General features: G+C 73.9%; 22 protein-coding genes. 8 read left to right on the top strand and 14 right to left on the bottom strand.

The window, feature by feature from the left end:
• Positions 1-24 precede the first annotated feature (24 nt).
• The gene (locus tag PSD17_RS18515) at positions 25-570 is read right to left on the bottom strand and encodes a Dps family protein (protein ID WP_339123782.1); all 546 of its coding nucleotides are present in this window, start codon (positions 568-570) and stop codon (positions 25-27) included.
• A 259-nt stretch (positions 571-829) separates the two neighbouring features.
• On the opposite strand from PSD17_RS18515, the gene PSD17_RS18510 reads away from it, so the two are divergent.
• Positions 830-1,501 (top strand): hypothetical protein, encoded by a 672-nt coding sequence (locus PSD17_RS18510; protein WP_339123780.1) that lies wholly within the window; start codon positions 830-832, stop codon positions 1,499-1,501.
• An 82-nt stretch (positions 1,502-1,583) separates the two neighbouring features.
• On the opposite strand, the gene ligD is transcribed toward PSD17_RS18510, so the two are convergent.
• The 7 genes from ligD to PSD17_RS18475 all read right to left on the bottom strand — a co-directional run bounded on the left by ligD (position 1,584) and on the right by PSD17_RS18475 (position 8,238).
• Positions 1,584-1,796, bottom strand: coding sequence for a non-homologous end-joining DNA ligase LigD (gene ligD / locus PSD17_RS18505; RefSeq protein ID WP_013674533.1), 213 nt, complete (start codon positions 1,794-1,796; stop codon positions 1,584-1,586).
• A gap of 638 nt (positions 1,797-2,434) precedes the next feature.
• Positions 2,435-2,974 carry a DinB family protein gene (locus tag PSD17_RS18500; RefSeq protein WP_339123778.1) on the bottom strand — a complete coding sequence of 180 codons (540 nt, stop codon included), beginning with the start codon at positions 2,972-2,974 and terminating at the stop codon, positions 2,435-2,437.
• A 138-nt stretch (positions 2,975-3,112) separates the two neighbouring features.
• Positions 3,113-3,790, bottom strand: coding sequence for an arsenate reductase ArsC (locus PSD17_RS18495; RefSeq protein WP_339123776.1), 678 nt, complete (start codon positions 3,788-3,790; stop codon positions 3,113-3,115).
• Between the two features lie 31 nt (positions 3,791-3,821).
• Positions 3,822-4,967, bottom strand: coding sequence for an ACR3 family arsenite efflux transporter (arsB, locus tag PSD17_RS18490; RefSeq protein ID WP_339123774.1), 1,146 nt, complete (start codon positions 4,965-4,967; stop codon positions 3,822-3,824).
• Positions 4,964-5,347, bottom strand: a complete 384-nt coding sequence (locus PSD17_RS18485) for an ArsR/SmtB family transcription factor (protein WP_013674537.1) — start codon at positions 5,345-5,347, stop codon at positions 4,964-4,966. Before PSD17_RS18485 ends, arsB begins: the two co-directional genes overlap by 4 nt.
• Before the next feature lie 167 nt (positions 5,348-5,514).
• A complete protein-coding gene (locus PSD17_RS18480) occupies positions 5,515-6,819 on the bottom strand; it encodes an MFS transporter (protein WP_339123772.1) in 1,305 nt (434 codons plus the stop codon).
• Positions 6,820-6,864: 45 nt separating this feature from the next.
• A complete protein-coding gene (locus tag PSD17_RS18475; RefSeq protein WP_339123770.1) occupies positions 6,865-8,238 on the bottom strand; it encodes an FAD-dependent oxidoreductase in 1,374 nt (457 codons plus the stop codon).
• Positions 8,239-8,320: 82 nt separating this feature from the next.
• Between PSD17_RS18475 and PSD17_RS18470 the strand changes: the two genes are divergently transcribed.
• Positions 8,321-9,193 (top strand): helix-turn-helix domain-containing GNAT family N-acetyltransferase, encoded by an 873-nt coding sequence (locus tag PSD17_RS18470; RefSeq protein WP_339123910.1) that lies wholly within the window; start codon positions 8,321-8,323, stop codon positions 9,191-9,193.
• A gap of 44 nt (positions 9,194-9,237) precedes the next feature.
• Here the strand turns inward: PSD17_RS18470 and PSD17_RS18465 are convergent, their stop codons facing one another.
• Entirely contained in the window at positions 9,238-9,474 is a 237-nt protein-coding gene (locus tag PSD17_RS18465; RefSeq protein ID WP_339123768.1) for a hypothetical protein, read from the bottom strand.
• A gap of 150 nt (positions 9,475-9,624) precedes the next feature.
• Here PSD17_RS18465 and PSD17_RS18460 point away from each other — a divergent pair, with 150 nt between their 5' ends.
• Together PSD17_RS18460 and PSD17_RS18455 are read left to right on the top strand one after the other, a co-directional pair.
• Positions 9,625-9,861 carry a hypothetical protein gene (locus PSD17_RS18460; protein ID WP_339123766.1) on the top strand — a complete coding sequence of 79 codons (237 nt, stop codon included), beginning with the start codon at positions 9,625-9,627 and terminating at the stop codon, positions 9,859-9,861.
• Positions 9,858-10,529, top strand: a complete 672-nt coding sequence (locus PSD17_RS18455) for an HAD family hydrolase (protein ID WP_339123764.1) — start codon at positions 9,858-9,860, stop codon at positions 10,527-10,529. The genes PSD17_RS18460 and PSD17_RS18455 overlap by 4 nt, the downstream gene beginning before the upstream one ends.
• Here the strand turns inward: PSD17_RS18455 and nrfD are convergent.
• Genes nrfD through PSD17_RS18435 form a run of 4 tightly spaced genes read right to left on the bottom strand, consistent with a single transcriptional unit; the run spans position 10,460 to position 16,229 of the window.
• Positions 10,460-11,455, bottom strand: a complete 996-nt coding sequence (nrfD, locus tag PSD17_RS18450; protein WP_013674544.1) for an NrfD/PsrC family molybdoenzyme membrane anchor subunit — start codon at positions 11,453-11,455, stop codon at positions 10,460-10,462. The two genes, PSD17_RS18455 and nrfD, sit on opposite strands and share 70 nt — an antisense overlap.
• A 55-nt stretch (positions 11,456-11,510) precedes the next feature.
• On the bottom strand, positions 11,511-12,371 hold the full coding sequence (locus tag PSD17_RS18445; RefSeq protein WP_103380280.1) for a 4Fe-4S dicluster domain-containing protein: 861 nt from the start codon (positions 12,369-12,371) through the stop codon (positions 11,511-11,513).
• 1 nt (position 12,372) lies between these two features.
• Complete coding sequence (gene fdh / locus PSD17_RS18440) at positions 12,373-15,609, bottom strand: formate dehydrogenase (protein WP_339123763.1); 3,237 nt, start codon at positions 15,607-15,609, stop codon at positions 12,373-12,375.
• 41 nt (positions 15,610-15,650) lie between these two features.
• Positions 15,651-16,229 (bottom strand): flavodoxin family protein, encoded by a 579-nt coding sequence (locus PSD17_RS18435; protein ID WP_339123761.1) that lies wholly within the window; start codon positions 16,227-16,229, stop codon positions 15,651-15,653.
• Between the two features lie 77 nt (positions 16,230-16,306).
• Here PSD17_RS18435 and PSD17_RS18430 point away from each other — a divergent pair, with 77 nt between their 5' ends.
• Together PSD17_RS18430 and PSD17_RS18425 are read left to right on the top strand one after the other, a co-directional pair.
• Positions 16,307-17,311, top strand: a complete 1,005-nt coding sequence (locus tag PSD17_RS18430) for a methylenetetrahydrofolate reductase (protein WP_339123760.1) — start codon at positions 16,307-16,309, stop codon at positions 17,309-17,311.
• Positions 17,308-18,084, top strand: a complete 777-nt coding sequence (locus PSD17_RS18425) for a methyltransferase domain-containing protein (protein WP_339123759.1) — start codon at positions 17,308-17,310, stop codon at positions 18,082-18,084. Before PSD17_RS18430 ends, PSD17_RS18425 begins: the two co-directional genes overlap by 4 nt.
• Here the strand turns inward: PSD17_RS18425 and PSD17_RS18420 are convergent.
• The gene (locus PSD17_RS18420) at positions 18,065-18,598 is read right to left on the bottom strand and encodes a DUF6328 family protein (RefSeq protein WP_339123758.1); all 534 of its coding nucleotides are present in this window, start codon (positions 18,596-18,598) and stop codon (positions 18,065-18,067) included. The genes PSD17_RS18425 and PSD17_RS18420 overlap by 20 nt on opposite strands.
• A 68-nt stretch (positions 18,599-18,666) precedes the next feature.
• Between PSD17_RS18420 and PSD17_RS18415 the strand changes: the two genes are divergently transcribed.
• Entirely contained in the window at positions 18,667-19,116 is a 450-nt protein-coding gene (locus PSD17_RS18415) for an SRPBCC family protein (RefSeq protein WP_013674551.1), read from the top strand.
• Positions 19,113-20,711 (top strand): phytoene desaturase family protein, encoded by a 1,599-nt coding sequence (locus PSD17_RS18410; protein WP_339123757.1) that lies wholly within the window; start codon positions 19,113-19,115, stop codon positions 20,709-20,711. The genes PSD17_RS18415 and PSD17_RS18410 overlap by 4 nt, the downstream gene beginning before the upstream one ends.
• Positions 20,712-20,731: the final 20 nt, after the last annotated feature.

Genomic DNA, 20,731 nt, shown 5'->3' with positions numbered 1-20,731 from the left:
CCGGGGACGGTGACGAGCGGTCGATCAGGCCTGCTTCGCGGCCTCCCGCTCGGTGGCGGCCGACCCGCTGCTCAGCCGTCCGTCGGACGACTCGAGGTGGGCCCGCACGAACCACTGGTACTGCTCGAGCTCGCTCGCCTGTGAGATCAACAGGTCCTGGGTGACCAGGTCGAGCTTGTCGGTCGTCTCGATCGCGGAGCGGTGGTCGCCGATCACCCCGGTGTAGACGAGGTCGAGCGCGCCGAGGTGGGCGATCGCGTCGTCGCGACCGATCGAGTAGTCGTCCCAGGTCCTGTTGCGCACCAGCGCACCGGGCGTCCCGACCGGCGAACCGCCGAGTGCCGCGATCCGCTCGGCGACGTCGTCGACCATGGCGCGGACGCCGTCGACCTGCGGGTCGAGCATCGTGTGGACCGCGATGAAGTGCGGGCCGGTGACGTTCCAGTGCACGTGCTTGAGGGTCAGCGCGAGGTCGTTGAGAGCGTCGAGACGCCCCTGCAGGAGCGTGATCACGTCGCCTGCGGCATCGGGGTCCAGGCCAGGGACGGTGTAGTGGACGCGGTCGGGCATCGTGTTCCTCTCCGAGTGGTCTGCGGGTGACGTGCGTGCGGGTGTCCGGTCGGTCCGCGACGTGGTCCGGCACCCGGTACCGGAGGCCGGTCCGCGCGCCGACCCGGACGTGCACATGGCGTGCCCGCTGTGCCGGGAACGAAACGTCCTCGTCGGCGCGCGCCCCGGACGGTTCGGCGGGCGGACGGTCGGGTAGAGGGACGGCCATGGACCTGCTGACAGGACTCGTCGCCGGCGCCGTGGCGTCGTGGGGGACGCGATGAGCACCCGGGGGAACCCCGATCGGGCGAACACGGCCGCGGCACACACGGCTCCCGACGGCGCGGGCGCGACGGTCGAGCCGACCGGACCGGGCCCGCTGCCCGCGCCCGGGTTCCGGGACCGCGCCGAGCAGCCGCCCACCGCGCAGACCCCCGGCCGGACCCCCGCGCAGCCGCCCAGGGCGGCGACCGTAGCCCGGGCGGTGCTGATCGGGCTCGCGACGGGCGCGCGCAGCACGGCGGGCGCCACCGCGCTCGTGGTGACGTCGAGCCGGGCGGACCCGGCGCCGTTCGGCCGGCTCGCCGGCCTCCCGGTCCGGATCGCGGCCTGCGCCGCGACCGCGGCCGAGGTCGTCCTCGACACGCTCCCGGTCGCGCCGCCCCGGACCGCACCGGCCGGGCTGGTGCCGCGGGTGCTGCTCGCCCCGCTCGTGGCGGTCGGCGCCGACGTGCGTGACGGTGCGCGCCCCGACGGCCCGACGGTCCTCCTCGACGCGCTCACCGCCGCCGCGGCCGCGACGGTCGCGGCCTTCGCCGGGGTCCGGCTACGCGCGTTCCTCGCCCGCCGGCTGGGTGCGGACCTGCCCGGGGCACTCGCCGAGGACGCGCTGGTCGGGCTGCTGGTCCGGGCCGGGACCAGGCGCGCGCCGGGTCTGCGGGTCGCCGCCTGACGTCGGACGGCGACCCGCTCCCGCGCCCCGGCGCGGTCGGCCTGGTGCCGCGTCCCGGTGCCGTCCTTCCGGAGTCCGCAGCTCAGAGGTCCGCCAGGCCCCTCAGGGCGCGGCGGGCGGCTCCGACCGCCGCGGGAGCGCCGGTCGGCCCGGACCAGGGATCCGTGCGCCGGGCGAGCCTGCGCCGGACGGAGCGGACGTCGTGACCGTCGGGGTCGATGCGACCGAGCTCGTCGAAGGCGAGCGGAACGGCGACCGGGGCACCGGGGACCGCCCGCGGGATCGGTCCATCCACCGACCACCAGTTCCTACGCGCGGACGCACGTGAACTTCAGCCAGTCGTCGGAACACATAGGGGAACACCGCGATGTCGGTGGCCCGGGCGCGGTCGGGATCGGTCGGCCCGAGCCGGCCTGGAGCCGGGAGAAGCTGGTCTGCGGGACGATCTCGCCGTCGGCCACCGACGGCCGGCCCGCGCCGAGCACATCGACCAGCTCCGGAGAGCTGCGTGAGATGTTCTTCTCGTGAAGTCCGTGGCGCGCAGTCCTTGGCGGTGTCGATGCTGACCTGGTGGAAGGTCGGCTCGAGCCGTCCGCCGCCGATGACATGGACGATCTCCCGCTGCCCGGAGGTGGCGGCGTCCTCGGTACGCCAGGGTTGAGCGCCACCGGGCCGCCGGCGATGTCGGGCCGTCGAGCCGCTGTCTCCGACGCCCACACCTTTCCGCTGGAACAGCCGGCCACGGTCCATGGTGGCGGGACGACGTCGTAGTACTGAACCGCGTCGGGTCGTGTGCTCGGGGCCCTGGCCGTCGGCGAGCGGACAGACCCGCATGGGGCCGGGTGCTCCTGGCGGCTGGAAGAACTCGACGTCCCGCGCGGTGCCCAGCGCTGCGACGCTCGGCAGTTGCCCGATGGGGTCGCGATGGACCGGCTATCCACCCGCGCCGGATCGGCCCCGGTGTTCTAGCGTGAGCTGGCGGGCGTGGAAGTCGAAATGCTGTGTGGGAAACCGGTACACGTCCGCCAAGGTCATGTAGTCCTGGAAGAACGGGTCCCACTGGGTCGGGTAGTGCATCCCGCGGGCAAGATCGGCGTCGGTCTCCCGGTCGAGACGGCGATCCAGCGCCGCGACCACCCAGTCGAACAGTGCCACCATCCACCCGAGCGGCACCACCGTGCCTGCTAGGCGCGCACCGGCGTAGTTCACCCAGTCGAACGGCACTGTGACCGCGTTCAGCAGCTCGGCGAAGCCGCGGCTCACCCAGGCAGGCAGCCGGTCGACCACGCGGACCAGGCCCAGCAGCACCCGGACCACCAGATAGCCCAGCAGCATGTGGAACAGCAGCTGCCGGTTGTTCCAGCGCGTCCCGTTTGAGGGCCGACGCAGCTCGGCCACGTCGGCACCGTCGAGGAACCGACGGAACTCCGCGCGAGCCCGCCCCATCTCCTCGTGCACGGCCTGCTCGTCCATCCCGTCAGTCTCTGCCTACCGAGGTCGGGCGTCCCAGGAACAATGGCTCACGCGTAGTCGGATGTGTCGGCCACGTCGGGCTCGTGGCGGCTGAGCAGGCTGTGGGGTCAAGGCCGGCAGCGACGGGGCTGGCGTCGGTCACGACTGGGCGGGGTGGGCGGTGAGCTCGGTGATGAGCTCGCGGACGCGGCGGTCGATCTCGTCGCGGATGGGCCGGATTTCGGCGGCGGTCTTGCCGGCGGGGTCGGTGAGGTCCCAGTCGAGGTAGCGTTTGCCGGGGTGGACGGGGCAGGCGTCGCCGCATCCCATGGTGATGACGACGTCGGCGGCGCGGACCACGTCGTCGGTGAGGGGCTTGGGGAACTCCTGGGACAGGTCGAGCCCGATCTCGTTCATGACCTCGCCGACGGCCGGGTTGATGGTGTCGGCGGGGGCGGAGCCGGCGGAGCGGACGTTGACCGTGCCGTGGGCGTGGTGGTGTAGCAGGGCGGCGGCCATCTGGGAGCGGCCGGCGTTGTGCACGCAGACGAACAGGACTTCGGGGACGGTCTTCATGATGACTCCTTGGGCCTGCGCGAGGGCGGTGAGCCGGTCGGCGGCGAACCGGCCGGTGAGCGAGACGAGGTGGGCGCGCACCTTCGCGGTACGCCGCAGCGCTGTGTAGGACTCGAACACGTAGCGGTGGACGGTCACGGCGGAGAAGACCCCGATGTAGCGGCTGGTCAGTTCGTCGGCGAGCCGTTCGAGAACTGCGGTGTCCGAGAGCAGCGCGGGCGGCTCACCGGCGGCGTTGCGGTGGGTGGGGGGCGAAGACATCGGTGTGGCCGTGGCGCGCTTCCTGGGGTGTTCAGGGCTCTCGCGTGGGCGTGGTCGGGGTGGCGCGGTTGTTCCAGCGGCGGCGGGCGGCGAGGGAGACATAGACCAGGGCGACGAGGACGGGGACCTCGATCAGTGGGCCGACCACACCGGCCAGCGCCTGGCCGGAGGTGACCCCGAAGGTCGCGATGGCCACGGCGATGGCGAGTTCGAAGTTGTTGCCCGCCGCGGTGAACGCCAGTGTGGCGGAGCGTTCGTAGCCCAGGCCCACGGTCCTCGCGAGCGCGAGGGAGCCGAACCACATGATCGCGAAGTAGGCCAGCAGCGGGAGCGCGATACGGGCGACGTCGAGGGGCCGGGAGGTGATGGCGTCGCCTTGCAGGGCGAACAGGATGACGATGGTGAACAGCAGGCCGTAGAGCGCGAACGGCCCGATGCGGGGGACGAGTTCCTCCTCGTACCAGGTGCGGCCCTTGGCCTTCTCTCCGAACCGGCGGGTGAGGTAGCCGGCGACCAGCGGGATCCCGAGGAAGATCAGCACGGACTTGGCGATCTGCCAGGCCGAGACGTCGAGGTCGGTCTGCGGCAGACCGAGCCAGCCGGGCAGGACCGACAGGTAGAACCAGCCGAGTCCGGCGAAGGCGATGACCTGGAAGATCGAGTTGATCGCGACGAGCACGGCGGCGGCTTCGCGGTCACCGCAGGCGAGGTCGTTCCAGATGATGACCATGGCGATGCAGCGGGCGAGCCCGACGATGATCAGTCCGGTGCGGTACTCGGGCAGGTCGGGCAGCAGCAGCCAGGCCAGGGCGAACATCAGCGCCGGCCCGATGATCCAGTTCAGGACCAGCGAGCTGATCAGCAGTCGACGGTCCCCGGTGACGGTGCGGACCCGGTCGTAGCGGACCTTCGCCAGGACCGGGTACATCATGATCAGCAGTCCGAGAGCGATGGGCAGGGAGATGCCGTCGACGGCGATGGTGTTCAGTGCCGGGCCCAGGCCCGGGATGGTGCGACCGGCGAGCAGGCCGAGGGCCATCGCGGCGAGGATCCAGACCGGCAGGAACCGGTCCAGCGTCGACAGCCGCTTCGCGACCGGTGCTTCGGCCGGGTCGGTGCCGGCGTCCGGGTCGGCGCCGGGGGCGGTGGGACGGGCGCTGTCGGGCGTGGTGCTCATGCGGGCAGGTCACTTTCCTCGCCGGTGCACGTACTGGTCAGGGGCGCGCCGAGGGGGACCAGCACGGTGGCGAGCCGGCCGATGACCTCGGGGCGGACGCGGTAGTAGATCCAGGTGCCACGGCGCTGGCTGCTCACCAGGCCGGCGGTGCGCAGCACCTTGAGGTGGTGGCTGATCGTGGGCCCGGTCAGTGCGAACGCGCCGCTGATATCGCACACGCAGGCCTCTCCGCCCTCGTGGGCAGCGATCAGTGAGAGCAGGCGTAGCCGGACCGGGTCGCCCAGAGCCTTGAACGCGGCCGCCAACGAGGTGGCCTCGTCCGCATCGAGGGCTGGAGCGGTGGCCGGGAGCGGCTCCAGCAGGGGGAGCAATTTCGACACCGGTCTATCTTCACCAGCATCGAATCAGTGAGGCAAGTGAACAGAACATGAACTTCGACGCTTGTCTGAATCAGCTCTTCCCAGGGTGTTCCCAGGACCGCTGTGTCCCTCGTCGGCCCGTCGGCGCCCCCGTCAGCCGCCCGTCATCGCCCCCGTCATCGGCCCCGTCATCGCGCTGGTGGTGATCCATCCCGACTCGGATCGGCGGCGGTTTCGGGCAGGTGTGTGAACGAACCGTCGGGGTCGTGGGGCACGGTGGTGGGCTTGTCGTGGTGGGGAACGGTGCCGGTGGCCAGGACCGCGGCCAGGGCGGCAATCGCGGCGAGCAGGACGAAGACGCCGGGGTAGCCGCCGAGGGCGACGGCGATCGCGGCGCCTGCCCACGGGGCGAGCGCGGTCGCGATCATCGAGGGGGCCGAGAGCAGCCCGTTGAGCCGACCGTAGTGCGCCGCGCCCCAGCGGTCGCTGACCGCGGTGGCCTGCAGGAGGGTGAACACCCCGCGCGCGGCTCCGGCCAGCATCGCCGCGGCGATGAGCAGGACCTCCAGGCCGGGTAGCAGCCCGAGCAGCAGGGTTGCCGCGGCGGACAGCGCGAGGATCACCACGGCACGCATCCGCACCGACAGCGCGGTGGTGAGCCGGCCGTAGCCGAGCCGGCCCAGGACCTGACCGAGCCCGCCCAGCCCGAGCGCCCAGGCGGCGTCGGAGGTCGACAGGCCGCGCTCGATGAGCAGCGGGACCTGGTTGACCACGACCGCGAACGCGGCGAAGGTGCCCAGCGCGATCGCCGGGACCAGAAGCAGGAACGCCCGGCTGCGGACCACCTCACGGGGGGCCTGCTCGGTGGCAACCTCGCTGTGGTGGTGTTTGGTGTGGTCGGGCCAGCGACCCCGCAGCCCGAACAGGTGCGCGGGGATCGTGATCACGGCGAGGACGCCGGCGAGGGCGAGATAGGTGTGGCGCCAGCCCAGCTGCCCCAGCAGGGCCGCGGCGGTGGGCGCGAAGATCGTGCTGGCCAGCCCGGCCAGCAAGGTCAGCGCGGTCAACGCCCGCACCCGCTGCGGCCCCCACCAGCGGGTCAGGGCGGCGAACGCGGGCGGGTAGAGGGTGCCGGCCATCGCCACCCCGGCCAGCACCCAGGCCGCGAAGAACGACGGCAGGTTCGGCGCCAGCGCGATCCCGACCACCGCGGGCACGCCCAGGACCGAGCCGACGGTCATGACCGGGCGCGGCCCGACCCGGTCCAACCAGCGCCCGGCCGGGATCCCCGCCAGCGCCGAGACCACCAGCCCGGTGGAGAACCCGGCAGTGATCATCGAGACCGACCAGCCGGTGTCGGCGGCGATGGACGGGGCCAGGACCGGGAAGGCGTAGTAGAGCACTCCCCAACTGACGATCTCGGTCACGCAGAGCACGACCAGGACGCGGCGCAGCCCGCCGACGTCAAGCGTGCCGGCGGGCTGGGCGTCCATCTCTGCAGGCTGCACCACGAGCCGCTCAGCTGCCCTGTCGGGTGGTCAGTCGGTGGGAGGGGTCCCGAGGCTCAGCGAGACCGGGACCGGTGAGCCGCAGCACCCGCCCGCGGCCGCCCCCTCGGGTTCGTCGAACAGGCCGGCGCCCCCGCACACCCCCGTCTCGGGCAGTACCAGCTCGACCCGTCGCGCAGCGTCCTCGTCCCCGGCGATCGCCGCGACCACCGAGCGGACCTGCTCGTAGCCGGTCATCGCCAGGAACGTCGGGGCACGGCCATAGGACTTCATCCCGACCAGGAACACCCCGGGCTCCGGCTGGGCCAACTCGCCCGCACCGTGCGGGTAGACCGTCCCGCACGAATGCACGTTCGGGTCGATCAGCGGGGCCAGCCCGCGCGGCGCCTGCAGCACCGGATCCAGGTCCAGTCGCACCTCCGACAGCCACGACAGGTCCGGCCGGAACCCGGTCACCGCGACCACCTGACCGACCGGGTCCAGGCGGCGGCCGTCATCGCCGACGAGCACCAGGCCGTCATCCACGCGCTCGACCGCCGCGGTGCGAAACCCGGTCACCGTCGTGATGTGACCCGCCTCGACCGCCTCGGCCGCCCGCCGACCCAGCGCCCCACGCGCGGGCAACTCGTCGGCGGCGCCACCACCGAACGCGTTCCCGACCTGCCCGCGCCGCAGCAACCAGTCGACGTGGGTGCCGGGATGCTCAGCGGCCAGCTCGGCGAACGCAACCAGCGCCGTCAACGCCGAGTGCCCGCTGCCTGCCACCGCGACCCGCTGCCCCGCATACCGCGCCCGCACGCCCGGGTCGTTCAAGTCCGGCACCTGGTACACGATGCGGTCGGCGGCCGCCGCCTCGCCCGGCGCAGGCAGCCCGTCTCCACCCAGTGGGTTGGGACCGGTCCAGGTCCCGGACGCGTCGATCACCGCCCGCGCGGTCACCAGTTCCTCCACGCCACCACCGGCACCGTTCTCGGAGCCCCCGTGGCTGCGCACGTGCACCGTCAGCGGCTCGCTCGCGCGTCCCGCATCCACGACGAGGTCACGACCCCGGCGGGCGACTCCGACCACGCGGGCTCCGAACCGGACACGCTCCCCGAGAACCTCGGCCAGCGGCTGCAGGTACCGCTGCGCCCACTCCCGACCCGTCGGATAGGCATCCGCCGGCGGAGCGACCCATCCCGTGGGTGCCAACAGCTTCTCCGCAGCCGGGTCCACGAGCTCGCCCCACCGCGAGAACAGCCGCACGTGATGCCACTGCCGCACGCTGGTCCCGGCTTCCGACCCGGCCTCGAACACCAGCACCGGCAGGTCCCGCTCCACCAGCCGCGCCGCCGCAGCCAGCCCCACCGGTCCCGCGCCGACCACTGCGACCGGCAGCTCCGTCTCGTCCACGACAACCTCCATCGACGCTCATCGATTAATGCCGCCGGACTGTATCGACCGTCATCGATTGACGCAACCATCGACGGACGTCGATAATGCACGCATGAAGCTTGCCGCAGGCGCTCGGACCGAGCTGTCGATCAGCGACGTCTCGACGGTCTCTCCGGGACAGCTGGGAGCAGCGGACGCGAAGGTCTACGCCGAGTGGTTCGCCTGCCTGGCCGACCCCACCCGGGTCCGACTCCTGCACGCCGTCGCCGCCGGAGGGCGGCAGATCCCTGTCGGCGAGCTCGCCGAGCAGCTCGGCATCAGCCAGTCCACCTGCTCCCATCATGTCCGCAAGCTGGCCGACGTCGGGTTCCTGACCGTGCGCCGTGACGGCACCACGTCTTTGGTGGCGGTCAACCCCGCGTGCTGCACAGGGTTGCCACATGCCGCCGACGCCGTGATGGGGCTGCTCGCGCCGCGGCCGTGCTGTCCCGACGACCTGCCCACCGACGTCACCGTCCGCGCGCTCGCCCCCACGGACTGGGCAGACGTGCGCCGCATCTACGCCGAAGGCATCGCCACGGGCGACGCCACGTTCGAGACCGACGTTCCCGAACGCCGTGAGCTGGACCGTCGCTGGCTGCCCGAGCATCGCTGGGTCGCCGAGATCGACGGCAAGGTCGTGGGCTGGACCGCGCTCGCCGCCGCCTCGTCCCGGCCCGTCTACGCAGGCGTCGCCGAATCCTCGATCTACGTCGGCGACGGCCATCGCGGCCGCGGTGTCGGCAGAGCCCTCATCCACCAACAGGTCTGCGCCGCCGACGACGCCGGCCTCTGGACCCTGCAGACCGCGATCTTCCCCGAGAACCGAGCCTCGATCGCCCTGCACCACTCCGCGGGCTACCGCACTCTCGGCATCCGGGATCGCATCGGCCAACACCACGGCCGCTGGCGCGACACCATCGTTCTCGAACGACGAGCTGCCTGACGTGTCGTGGCAGGTCGGCTGTCATTCGCCAGGGGTCTGGCGGCTCAGATGTCGGGCCAACCCTGACTGGTGTCCCGTTTGCGACGCAGCTGAACGCTCGGCAGCGGAGCCCGGTCGAGCACCTCGTCGAGCTTGCGCTCGAAGAGCCGGTCCGGGTCGCAGAAGTGGTCCGCGGTCAGCGTCGCCGGCATGGGTGCGACGAACGCGGCGCGGGCCGGCCGCAGCAGGTCGCGCTCGGCGGCGGTGAGCATGTCGAGCGGGGACGACCGGGCACCGGACATCCCCGGCAGTACCCGGCGGCGGGCGCCCAACCGAGCCGGCAGGTGTCGGCGCGGCGCTGCGGGGTAGCCCTCGGGGACGACCGGGCGGCCGCGGGCGACGGCACCGCGCCGCCCTGCGCGCTCCCGTCCCGCCGTCCCCGAGGAGGTACCATGTTCGGCCGGATCCGAGCACTGTTCGGCAAGCCCCGCACCGCCGAGGACGACGTCCGTCCGGACGCCGACGTCGCCAGGACCCGCGAGGCGGGCGGTCGCGACACCGAGCGCGGCGACAGCGGCTCGACCACCGGCGTCGGCCGGTCCGAGGAGTTCGTCGGCCGCGCCGCGGGCCAGGACGAGGGCTTCGCGGGCGAGACCGGTGCCGAGATCCGTCGCGAGGGCTCGGCGTGAGCTCGTACGACGCCGTCGTGCTCGACGTCGACGGGACCCTCGTCGACTCCAACTTCCAGCACGCCCTGGCCTGGTACCGGGCGTTCCGCCGCCACGACCTGACGCTGCCGGTGTGGCGGCTGCACCGGGCCATCGGCATGGGTGGCGACCAGCTCGTCGCCGCCGTCGCGGGTGACGAGGTCGAGCGCGCACACGGCGACGCTCTGCGCGCGGCGTGGGCCGAGGAGTTCGCGCCGATGCTCGGCGAGGTCGCGGCGTTCGACGGGGTGCGCGAGCTCGTGTGCGGCATCCGCGACCGCGGTCCCACGGTCGTGCTCGCCAGCTCGGGCAAGCCCGAGCACGTCGATGTCTACCTCGACCTGTTCGACGGCCGCGAGCTCGCGAGCGCGTGGACGACCAGCGAGGACGTCGAGCGCACCAAGCCGGAGCCCGACCTGATCGGCGTCGCGCTCGAGCGGGCGCAGGCGACGACGTCGCTGGTCGTCGGGGACTCGGTGTGGGACATGGAGGCCGCCGCCCGTGCCGGGCAGGCGTGCGTCGCCGTGCGCACCGGCGGGTTCTCGGCCGGCGAGCTGCGCGACGCGGGCGCGGGCGCGGTCTACGACTCGGTGCGCGACCTCGCCGACGACCTCGACGCGCTCGTCGGGCCGGTGCGCGTCGCCGGCTGACCCTCGTCTCGGGCGTTCAGCCGGGCCCGCTGCGGCACGACGGTGTACGCCGGGTCGCGGGCCGTCGCCATCCCCGCCTCGAAGACGCCGTAGCGCGTGGCCACCGACCCGGCGTTGAGCAGCAGCGCCGCGGCACCGTCGAGCAGCGCCCGGGACCGGCCGCGGGTCAGCGCCCCGGCCGCGGCGGCGAGGCCACCGGCGGCCGTGGCGGCCCGGGCGACGCGCAGCGCGGCACCGGCCCGGCCGGTGCGGTAGGCCCTGGCGGACAGGCGGTCCCGTCGTTCGACGACGGCCGAGGCGGCGAGCTCCAGCGCGGCGCCGGCCACGGCGACCCGGCGGGCCGGTCCGCCGTCGCGGGCGAGCAGCCCGACCCCGCCCCCGGCCGCCATCGCGCTGCCGGCGAAGACGAACGGCAGCTCGCGGTGCGCCTCGTGCCACCCGGGCACCGCGGTGTCGGCGATCAGGACGGCGGTGTAGGTCGTCAGCGCGGGCCCGAGCAGGCCGGCGGCGGCACCGGCGAGGCGGCCGGGTCCGGCCGCGATCCCGGTGACCTCGCTCGCCGCGGCCGCCCCGGCGAGCGCGCCGAAGGGCGCGAGGATCCAGGACCCGACCGACAGCGGCGACGTCGGCTTGAGGACCCGCAGCATGTGCAGGAACCGCTCCGGCCGGCCCAGGTCGTGGACGAGGAACCCGACGCTCGCCGTCGCGCCCGCGGCGGCGGCGACCCGTCCGGTGCGCCGCAGCTCCGGGCGGCCCGTCGCGTCGGCCAGCGCGGCCAACGACGCGGACACGCCCGCGAGACCGCCCAGATAGAGGTAGGCCGGGACGTCGGGCACCTTCCACACCGGCGCCTTGAGGATCGGCCGCCCGTAGTACGACGAGAACTCCGCCTCCGGGACCATCAGCCGCTCGCGCTTCGGGCTCACCGCGTCTCCTCCCTCGGTCGTGAGCGGCGATGGTCGCTGGAGCGACCCTTGCCGCTCACCGGGACGTCCTCCCCACGAAGGCGGCTGCCACCGCGCCCGCCACCGCGAGGGCGGCCGCGGCGGCGTGCCGCCACATCGACGGGAGGTCCCGCGTCGTGACGACGGGGTCCGGTGGCAGGCCGTAGACCTCGGGCTCGTCGAGCAGCAGGAAGAACGCCCCGGCACCACCGACGCCGTCGCCCGCGTCGTGGCCGTAGAGCCGGGCGTCGTCGACGCCCCGGTCGTGGAGGGCGGCGAGGCGCTCGTCGGCCTCGGCGCGCAGCTCGTCGAGCGGCCCGAAGCGGATCGACTCGGTCGGGCACGCGGTCGCGCACGCGGGCTGCAGGCCCACGCCGAGGCGGTCCTGGCACATCGTGCACTTGAACGCGCGGCCGTCGCCGGGCCGCTGGTCGATCACCCCGTACGGGCAGGCCGGGATGCAGTAGCCGCAGCCGTTGCAGATGTCCTCCTGCACCAGGACCGTGCCGTGCTCGGTGCGGATCAGCGATCCGGTCGGGCACACGTCGAGGCAGGCGGCGTGCGTGCAGTGCTTGCAGACGTCCGACGACATCAGCCACCGGACCTCGGTGGCGTCGCCGCCGTCGCCGGCCAGGCCCGGCATCCCGAGGTCGACCGTTCGTTCCACGAACGCCACGTGCCGGTACGTGCTCGCGCCCAGCTGCCCGGTGTTGTCGTAGCTCATCCCGGTCAGGACGTCGTCCTCGGCCGGGAGCGCGTTCCACTCCTTGCACGCGACCTCGCAGGCCTTGCAGCCGATGCAGACCGAGGTGTCGGTGAAGAACCCGACGCGTTCGGGATGGTCGGCGTAACCGGCGTCGCCGGACGGGTCGGCCAGCGGGCCCGAGAGCCTGCCCATGTCAGTCCTCCAGTCCGGCGGCACGCCGGCGGTCGGCGAGGAAGGCCACCAGCGCGGGCCCGCGCGGGCGTCGCCCCGGGCGGATGTCGCAGGTCGCGGCCTTGGTCTCCATGATGTGGACGTTCGGGTCGAGCGCGACGCCCAGCAGATCGTTGGCGGCGTCGCCCGTCGACAGGCCGTTGGGGCCCCAGTGCCACGGCACCCCGATCTGGTGCACGACGCGGTCGCCGTGGCGCAGCGGCGTCGCGCGGTCGGTGACCAGCACGCGGCCCTCGATCGCCGACCGTGCGGTGACGACGTGCGCCCAGCCGCCGTGCTCGAGCCCCCGCTCCGCCGCGAGCGCGGGCGAGACCTCGAGGAACATCTCGGGCTGCAGCTCCGTCAGGTACGGGGTCCAGCGGCTCATCCCGCCCGCGGTGTGGTGCTCGGTGACGCGGAACGTCGTGAACACGAACGGGAAGACCTCCGCGCCGGGGGTGCCGGGTTCGGGGTGCAGCCGGTTGTCGGGGCGGTCGAAGCGCTGCCGCGCGGGATTGGCCTGCTGCCCGTAGAGGGCGTTGCGCACCGGCGACTCGGCGGGCTCGTAGTGCGTGGGGATCGGCGCGTCGGCGAGGCCGGCGGGGGCGTGCAGCCACGCGCGGCCGTCGGCCTGCATGACGAACGGCTCGGCGCCGCCGATCGCCTCCGCGGCGCGGGCATCCTCGGGCGGCTCGTAGTCCGGCGCGGTGTCGACGGGGAAGTCCGGCACGTCCCCACCGGTCCAGCGGCCGGCGTCGGCGTCCCAGTGGATGAGCGCCTTCCGTTCGCTCCAGGGCTTGCCCGACGGGTCGGCGGACGCGCGGTTGTAGAGGACGCGCCGGTTCATCGGCCACGCCCAACCCCACTCGGCGGCGACGAGGTCCTGCTCGCCCCCCGGACGCCGGCGTGCCGAGCCGTTGACACCGTCGGCGTAGACCCCGCAGTAGATCCAGCAGCCGCAGCGGGTCGAGCCGTCGTTGCGCAGCGCGGTGTAGCCCGGCAGGAGCTCGCCGTCGGCGCCGCTGCCGTTGATCTCGCGCAGCACGGCGTCGGCGCTGGGCTCGCCGTGCGCATCGACGGGGTAGTCCCAGGTCAGGTCCTGCAGCGGCCGGTCCCGCGGGTCGGTGGAGCCGGCCAGGCGCTGCTTGATCCGCCGGCCCAGCTCGTAGTAGAACCACAGGTCGCTGCGGCAGTCACCGGGCGGCTCGACGGCCTTGTGGTGCCACTGCAGGAGACGCTGGGTGTTGGTGAAGGTGCCGTCCTTCTCGGTGTGGGCGGCCGCCGGCAGGAAGAACACCTCGGTCCCGATGTCCTCGGTGCGCATCTCGCCCGTCTCGATCTCGGGGCCGTCCTTCCAGAACGTGGCCGTCTCGATCATGTTCAGGTCGCGCACGACGAGCCACTCGAGGTTCGCGAGCCCGGCGCGTTGCTGGCGTGCGTTCGCGGTGCCGACGGCCGGGTTCTCGCCGATCACGAAGTAACCGGGCACCTTCCCGTCGACCTGGTCCATGACGGTCCGGAACGACGAGTGGTCGCCGGTGAGCCGGGGGAGGTGGTCGAAGCACCAGTCGTTTTCCGCGGTCGCGTTGTCCCCGAACCAGGCCCGCAGCAGGCTGACGGTGTAGGCGTCCATGTCGCCCCAGAAGCCCTTGCGTCCGGAGTTGGACTCGATGAAGGAGGCGAGGTCCTCGTCGCGGTGCGCGTGCGGCATCGGGATGTAGCCGGGGAGCAGGTCGAACAGCGTCGGGATGTCGGTGGAGCCCTGGATGCTCGCGTGCCCGCGCAGCGCGAGGATGCCGCCGCCGGGCCGGCCGATGTTGCCCAGCAGCGACTGCAGCACCGACGCCGCCCGGATGTACTGCACGCCGACGGTGTGGTGGGTCCACCCCACGGCGTAGCAGAAGGCGCTGGTGCGGTCGGGGCCGGAGTTGCGGACGAGCGCGTCGGCGACGCGCCGGAACGTCTCCTCGGGGATGCCGCAGATCTCGTGGACCATCGCCGGGGTGTAGCGGGCGTAGTGGCGGCGCAGGACCTGCAGCACGCACCGCGGGTCGCGCATCGTGTCGTCGCGCTCCGGCCAGGTCTCGACGGGTGAGCCGCCCGACCCGGCGACCTGGCCGCGTTCGTGCTCGTGCGCCTCCTCCGCGCTGCCCTCGGCGTCGTCCTGCTCCAGGTCGCGCTGCCCCGACGCGGGTGGTGCCGTGCCGCCCTCGTACTGCCACGACGTCGTGTCGTACGTGCCGCTCCCGGGGTCGAAGCCGGAGAACAGCCCGTCGAGGTCCTCGGTGTCGGCGAAGTCCTCGCGCAGCAGCATCGGCGCGTTCGTGTAGGCGCGCACGTACTCGGTGAACCAGGCCTCGTTCTCCAGGACGTGGTGGATGAGCCCGCCGAGGAAGGCGATGTCGGTGCCCGCCCGGATCGGGACGTGCAGGTCCGCGACCGCGGAGGTCCGGGTGAAGCGCGGGTCGACGTGGATCACCGTGGCGCCCTTGCGTTTCGCCTCCATCACCCACTGGAAGCCGACGGGGTGCGCCTCGGCCATGTTCGAACCCATGACGACGATGCAGTCGGAGTTCGCGAGGTCCTGCTGGTAGTTCGTCGCGCCGCCGCGACCGAAGGAGATCCCCAGACCGGGGACCGTGGAGGAGTGTCAAATACGGGCCTGGTTCTCGATCTGGATGGCACCCATCGCCGTGTAGAGCTTCTTCATGAGGTAGTTCTCCTCGTTGTCGAGGGTCGCTCCTCCGAGGCTCGCGATGCCCATCGTGCGGCGCAGGTACCTGCCCTGGTCGTCGGTGTCCTGCCAGGTGCGGCGGCGGGTGTCGAGCACCCGGTCGACGATCATGTCGACGGCCGTGTCGAGGTCCAGGTCCTCCCACTCGGTGCCGTACGGGCGGCGGTGGCGCACCGTCGTCACCCGTGACGGCGAGGTCACCAGCGACAACGTCGACGACCCCTTGGGGCACAGCCGTCCGCGGCTGATCGGCGAGTCCGGGTCGCCCTCGACGTGGGTCACCTTCCCGTCGCGCGACCACACCTTCTGCCCGCACCCGACCGCGCAGAACGGGCACACCGAGGCGGTGACGGTGTCGGCGTCGGCGGTGCGGGGGCGTGCCGCGTCGGTCCGGCCGGACCGTGCCGCGGCGCCGCGGCCCAGCCCGTCGGTCCCGGTGAGCTGTCGGACCAGTGGCCAGCCGGCGAGCACATCACGCAACCCCATGCCGGGAGGTCCCCCGTCGGGCCCGGGCCGAAACCAGCGGCTCACCCGTTCGCGGGGTACTGCTGCGCGCCGAGGAGCCCCGCGAGGTGGACCGTGCTGCGGGCCGGCGTCGCGGTGGCCGTCGCGACCGGCTCCGGTGTCTTGTCCAGGTCCTTGTAGTCGACCCCGGACGTGGCCCCGCCGTTCCAGTACACCGAGCCCTGCGCGGGGATGCCGAACCCGATGTCGTTGAGCGACTGCCGCAGGTCCGCCACGACCGCGGCTACCTTGCCGAACATGACCGGCCGGCCGTCGTCGTCGGTCTCGGAGAGCTCCGCGTCGAGGCGCTCCAGCATCCGCTGGGCGACGCTGCTCATGTGGCCCAGCCACGTCGGGGTCGCGACGACCAGGATGTCGGCGGCCCGGATCCGGTCGCGGATCTCCGGCCACTCGTCGCCCGCGCCCATGTCGGCCTCCACCCCGGGCTTCACGTCGTGGTCGACGAGCCGGACGACGTGCGGGGTGACGCTCGCGTGCGCGGAGAGCTCGGCCAGGACCTCGTCGAGCAGCTTCTGACTGCTGGACTCGCCCGGTGAGGGGGTCAGCGTGCAGTTCAGGGCGACGACGGAGAGGTCCGGCATGGAGCCCCACTACCCGCGGACGACGACACGAAACCGTCGCGGGTTCGCGAGATCGGGATCCGGGTACGGGCCCCGGCATGACGACCGGTCCCGGGGCGCACTGCCCCAAACGGATGCGGTTCGGGCCGTGCGGCGGGGTCCGGGCGGACCTGTCCTGCGAGGTCCGGCCCGTGCGCTGCCCGTTCGGCACCCTCGAACGGCCGGTCGGCTGGGACGGGCCGGAGGCACCGGACCGGCCGCCGCCCGCCCTGCTCGCGGCGCCGCCCGTCGTGCTCACCGACCTGACGGTGCCGCCGTTCGACCGGCACGGTCTCGCCCGGGTCGTCGGCACGCTGGCTGCGACCTGCGACGGGCTGCTCGTCGGCGAGCACCACAACCGGCCCGATTTCCCGCCGACGCAGATGACCGGGCTCGTCCGCGACGCGGGCGGGGCGCCCGTGGTGACGCTGACGTGCCGGGACCGCAACCGCGTCGTCCTCGACCAGGAGCTCGCCGGGCTGGCCGAGGCGGGCCTGGCCGCCGTGTTCTGCGCGACGGGGGACGCCCGCGGTGCCGGGGTGCGTCCCGAGGTGACGCAGGTCTTCGACATCGACGGCACCACCCTCGCCGCGCACGCCGCCGCGGCCGGGCTCGCGGTCGGGGTGCCGGAGTCCCCCGAGGCGCCGCCGCCGCACCTGCGTCCCGGCCGGCTCGCCCAGAAGCAGCGGGCCGGTGCGCAGTTCGCCGTGCTCAACCACGTGTCCGGGCCGGACCGGCTGGCCCGCTTCGCCGGCCGGGCCAGGGCGGCGGGTGCGACGTTGCCGCTGGTCGCGGGCGTTGCCGTGTACACCGACGAGCGTTCGGCGACGGTGCTCGACGCGTTCCCGGGCCTGCACCTCGATCCCGACCGCGTCACCGCGGTGCTGTCCGCCCCGGATCCCGTCGAGGCGGGGATCGCCGAGGCCGTCGACCAGGCGCGGACGGCGCTGCGGGTCGACGGGGTCGTCGGGGTGAACCTGTCGGGACCGGCCTCGGCCCGCGGCCCGGTCGAGGGCGCCGCGGTGAAGGCCGCGGTCGGACGGGCGTTGCGGGAGGCCGCATGAGCACATCGATGGACGCCGAGTTCGACGTCATGCCGCGCTGGGTCGCCGAGGCCGTCGCGGAGCTCGGACCGGGGCACGCCGGGCCGGCGGCCTGCCGGGGCAGCGTCGGACCCGCCGGGCTGAGGTGGCTGGCCGACCGGACGCGGGTCGGGCTCGGCGGACTGCTGGTCGACGTCGGTGGGGGCATGGGCGGGCCCGCGGCGTGGGCCAGGGAGCAGCGCGGTGCGGCACCGCTCGTCGTCGAACCGCAGCCGGGGGCCTGCTGGGCGGCCCGCAGGATGTTCGGGCTGCCGACGGTCGTCGGGAGCGGGGACGCGGTCCCGGTCGGGGACGGGCGGGCCGCGTCGGTGTGGTGCCTCGGGGTGCTGTGCACGACGACGGACAAGCTCGGGCTGCTGTGCGAGCTGCGCCGGATCGCCACGCCGGGTGGGCGGCTGGGGCTGTTCGTCCTCGTCGACCGCGGCCTGCGCGACCAGCCGCCCGCCGGCAACTCCTTCCCGTCGGAGTTCGAGCTGGCGGCGGCGCTGGCGACGGCCCGGCTGGAGGTCGTCGACAGCGTCGACGTCGCGGACCTGCCGGCCGCGCCGCCGGACTGGGAGCGACGCACCGCCGAGACCGGCGAGGCCGTCCGTGCCCGGCACGGCCGCGAACCCGCGTGGCGGCGCATGCAGGAACAGCAGGCCCGGCTGGCGCGACTGCTCGACACGGGCCAGGTGGCCGGGCGGCTGCTGGCCGTGCACCGGCCGGGGGAGGTCAGTCGGCGCGGCGCCTGACCACCATCGGGAACACGAGCCACAGGGCAGCGAAGACGGCGAGGGCGCACGCCGCCGCGATCACCCCCGCGACCGTGCCCAGTACGACGTCGAAGATCAGGTCGACGACCGCGACCACCGCGAGACCCAGCGTCGCCAGCCCGACGACGGCGAAGCGCTGCCCGGAGGCGACGAGCCAGCGCCGCGCGTGCCGGCGGAACAGCAGCCGGTGCAGCAGGACCGGAGCGATCAGCAGGCCCGTCGCGATGATCGACAGACTGATCGCGACCAAATAGACGACGCGCTGCTGGGTGACCAGCTCGGGGAACCGGCTCTGGAACGGGACGGTGAGCAGCAGGCCCGTCAGCAGCTGGACGCCGGTCTGGGCGACGCGCAGCTCCTGCAGCAGGTCGTTCCAGTTGCGGTCGAGCCGCTCGGTCTCGGTCTCGTCGCGGACGGCGCGGTTCCAGGCGGCGTCGGCGGGCTCGTCGGGCGCCGGGTCGGACTGTCGCGAAGGAGGACGGGGCGGGTCCACCGCGTCACGATGCGCCCGCCGTGTGGGCTGCGCAGGGTGGGGTAGGCCGTTCGGCGGAGGTGGTCGAGTTGGCCGTTGAACGGGTCGTTCCGACGAGCCCCGAGCGTGTGTTCGCCGTCCTCGCCGACGGCTGGTCCTATCCGCTGTGGGTCGTCGGCGCGACGCACATGCGCGACGTCGACGACGGCTGGCCGGCCGTCGGGAGCCGGCTGCACCACAGCGTCGGTGCCTGGCCGCTGATGGCCCACGACGTCACCGAGGTCGTCGCCGTCCGGCCCGACGAGCTGATCGAGCTCCGCGCGCACCTGTGGCCGACGGGCGCCGCGCGGATCCGGCTCACGCTGCACCCGCAGGGGGCGGGCACCCGGGTCGTCATGACCGAGCACGTGGAACGCGGTCCGGCGACGCTGCTCCCGCACCCCGTGCAGGAGCTGCTGCTCGGACCGCGCAACCGCGAGTCGCTCGCCCGGCTCGCCGCGATCGCGACCCGCCGGTCCGTCCCGGACGCCCGCACGTGACCACCGTCGACGCGGTCGTCGTGGGAGCGGGGCACAACGGGCTCGTCGCCGCGAACCTGCTCGCCGACGCCGGCTGGGACGTGCTGGTGTGCGAGGCGGCCGACGCTCCCGGCGGGGCGGTGCGCAGCGCCGAGATCACCGCTCCCGGGTTCGTGTCGGACGTGTTCAGCGCGTTCTACCCCCTCGGAGCGGCCTCGCCCGTGCTGCGCGAGCTCGATCTGGGCCGGCACGGGCTGCGCTGGTGCCACGCTCCCGCCGTGCTCGCCCACGTCACCCCCGACGACCGTTGCGCCGTGCTGTCGCGCGACGTCGACATCACCGCCGGGGGCCTCGACGCGTGGGCGTCCGGCGACGGCGACGCGTGGCGCGCACTCGTCGCGCAGTGGCGCCACATCCGCGACCCGTTGCTGGAGACGGTGCTGCGCCCGTTCCCGCCGGTCCGCGCCGGCGCGCGGCTGCTGCGGGAGCTGGGCACGGCCGACGCGCTGCGGTTCGCGCGCATGCTCGTGCAGCCGGTCACCCGCTTCGCCCGCGAGACCTTCACCGGCGACGGTGCCGCGCTGCTGCTGGGCGGCAACGCGCTGCACACCGACCTCGGTCCGGACGAGGCGGGCAGCGCCGTATTCGGCTGGCTGCTCTCGATGCTCGGGCAGGACGTGGGGTTCCCGGTGCCGGAGGGTGGCGCCGGCCGGCTGACCGACGCGCTGGTCTCCCGTGCGACGGCCCGCGGCGTCACGGTCGACTGCGGCCGCCCGGTGCGCAGGGTGCTGGTCGCGGGCGGGCGCGCGGTCGGGGTGTGCGACGCCGACGGGGTCGCCGTCCGGGCCCGGCGAGCGGTGCTGGCCGACGTCGCCGCACCGATCCTCTACCGCGACCTGGTGGGGGAGGAGCACCTGCCCTCGCGGTTCGTCGCCGACCTGGACCGGTTCCAGTGGGACGCCGCGACGGTCAAGATCGACTGGGCGCTGGACGGCCCGGTGCCCTGGACGGCCGAGGGGGCCCGTGGTGCCGGGACCGTGCACCTGGGCGTCGGGGTCGACGGACTGCGCGGCTACGCGGCCGATCTCGCCGCCGACCGGGTGCCGCGGGAGCCGTTCGTGCTGTTCGGACAGATGACGACGGCCGACCCGACGCGCTCGCCCGCCGGCACGGAGTCGGCGTGGGCCTACACGCACGTGCCGCGCGACCTGGGCTGGACGGCCGACGACGTCCGTGCGCACACCGACCTCGTCGAGGCAGCCGTCGAGCGCAACGCCCCGGGTTTCCGTGACCTCGTCCGCGCCCGCAGCATCGCCGGGCCCGCCGACATGCAGCGCCGCAACCCGAGCCTCGTCGACGGGGCGGTCAACGCCGGCACCGCCGCCATCCACCAGCAGCTGGTGTTCCGGCCGGTCCCCGGCACGGCCAGGGCCGACACCCCGGTCGACCGGCTCTTCCTCGCGGGCGCGTCCGCGCACCCCGGCGGTGCGGTGCACGGCGGGCCGGGTGCCAACGCCGCCCGGGCGGCGCTCGCCGCGTCCGGCCCGGCCGGGCCGCTGTACCGGACACTCGTGCACGCCGTCCACCGGCGGATCCACCCGCCGGGCCCGGCCTGAGCGCGCGCCCCTGCGGCGCG

The sequence above is a fragment of the Pseudonocardia sp. D17 genome (assembly GCF_036984265.1).
GTDB lineage: Bacteria > Actinomycetota > Actinomycetes > Mycobacteriales > Pseudonocardiaceae > Pseudonocardia > Pseudonocardia benzenivorans.
Note: the sequence above shows the minus strand (reverse complement) of the source record. Positions and strands in the feature narration are given on the sequence as shown.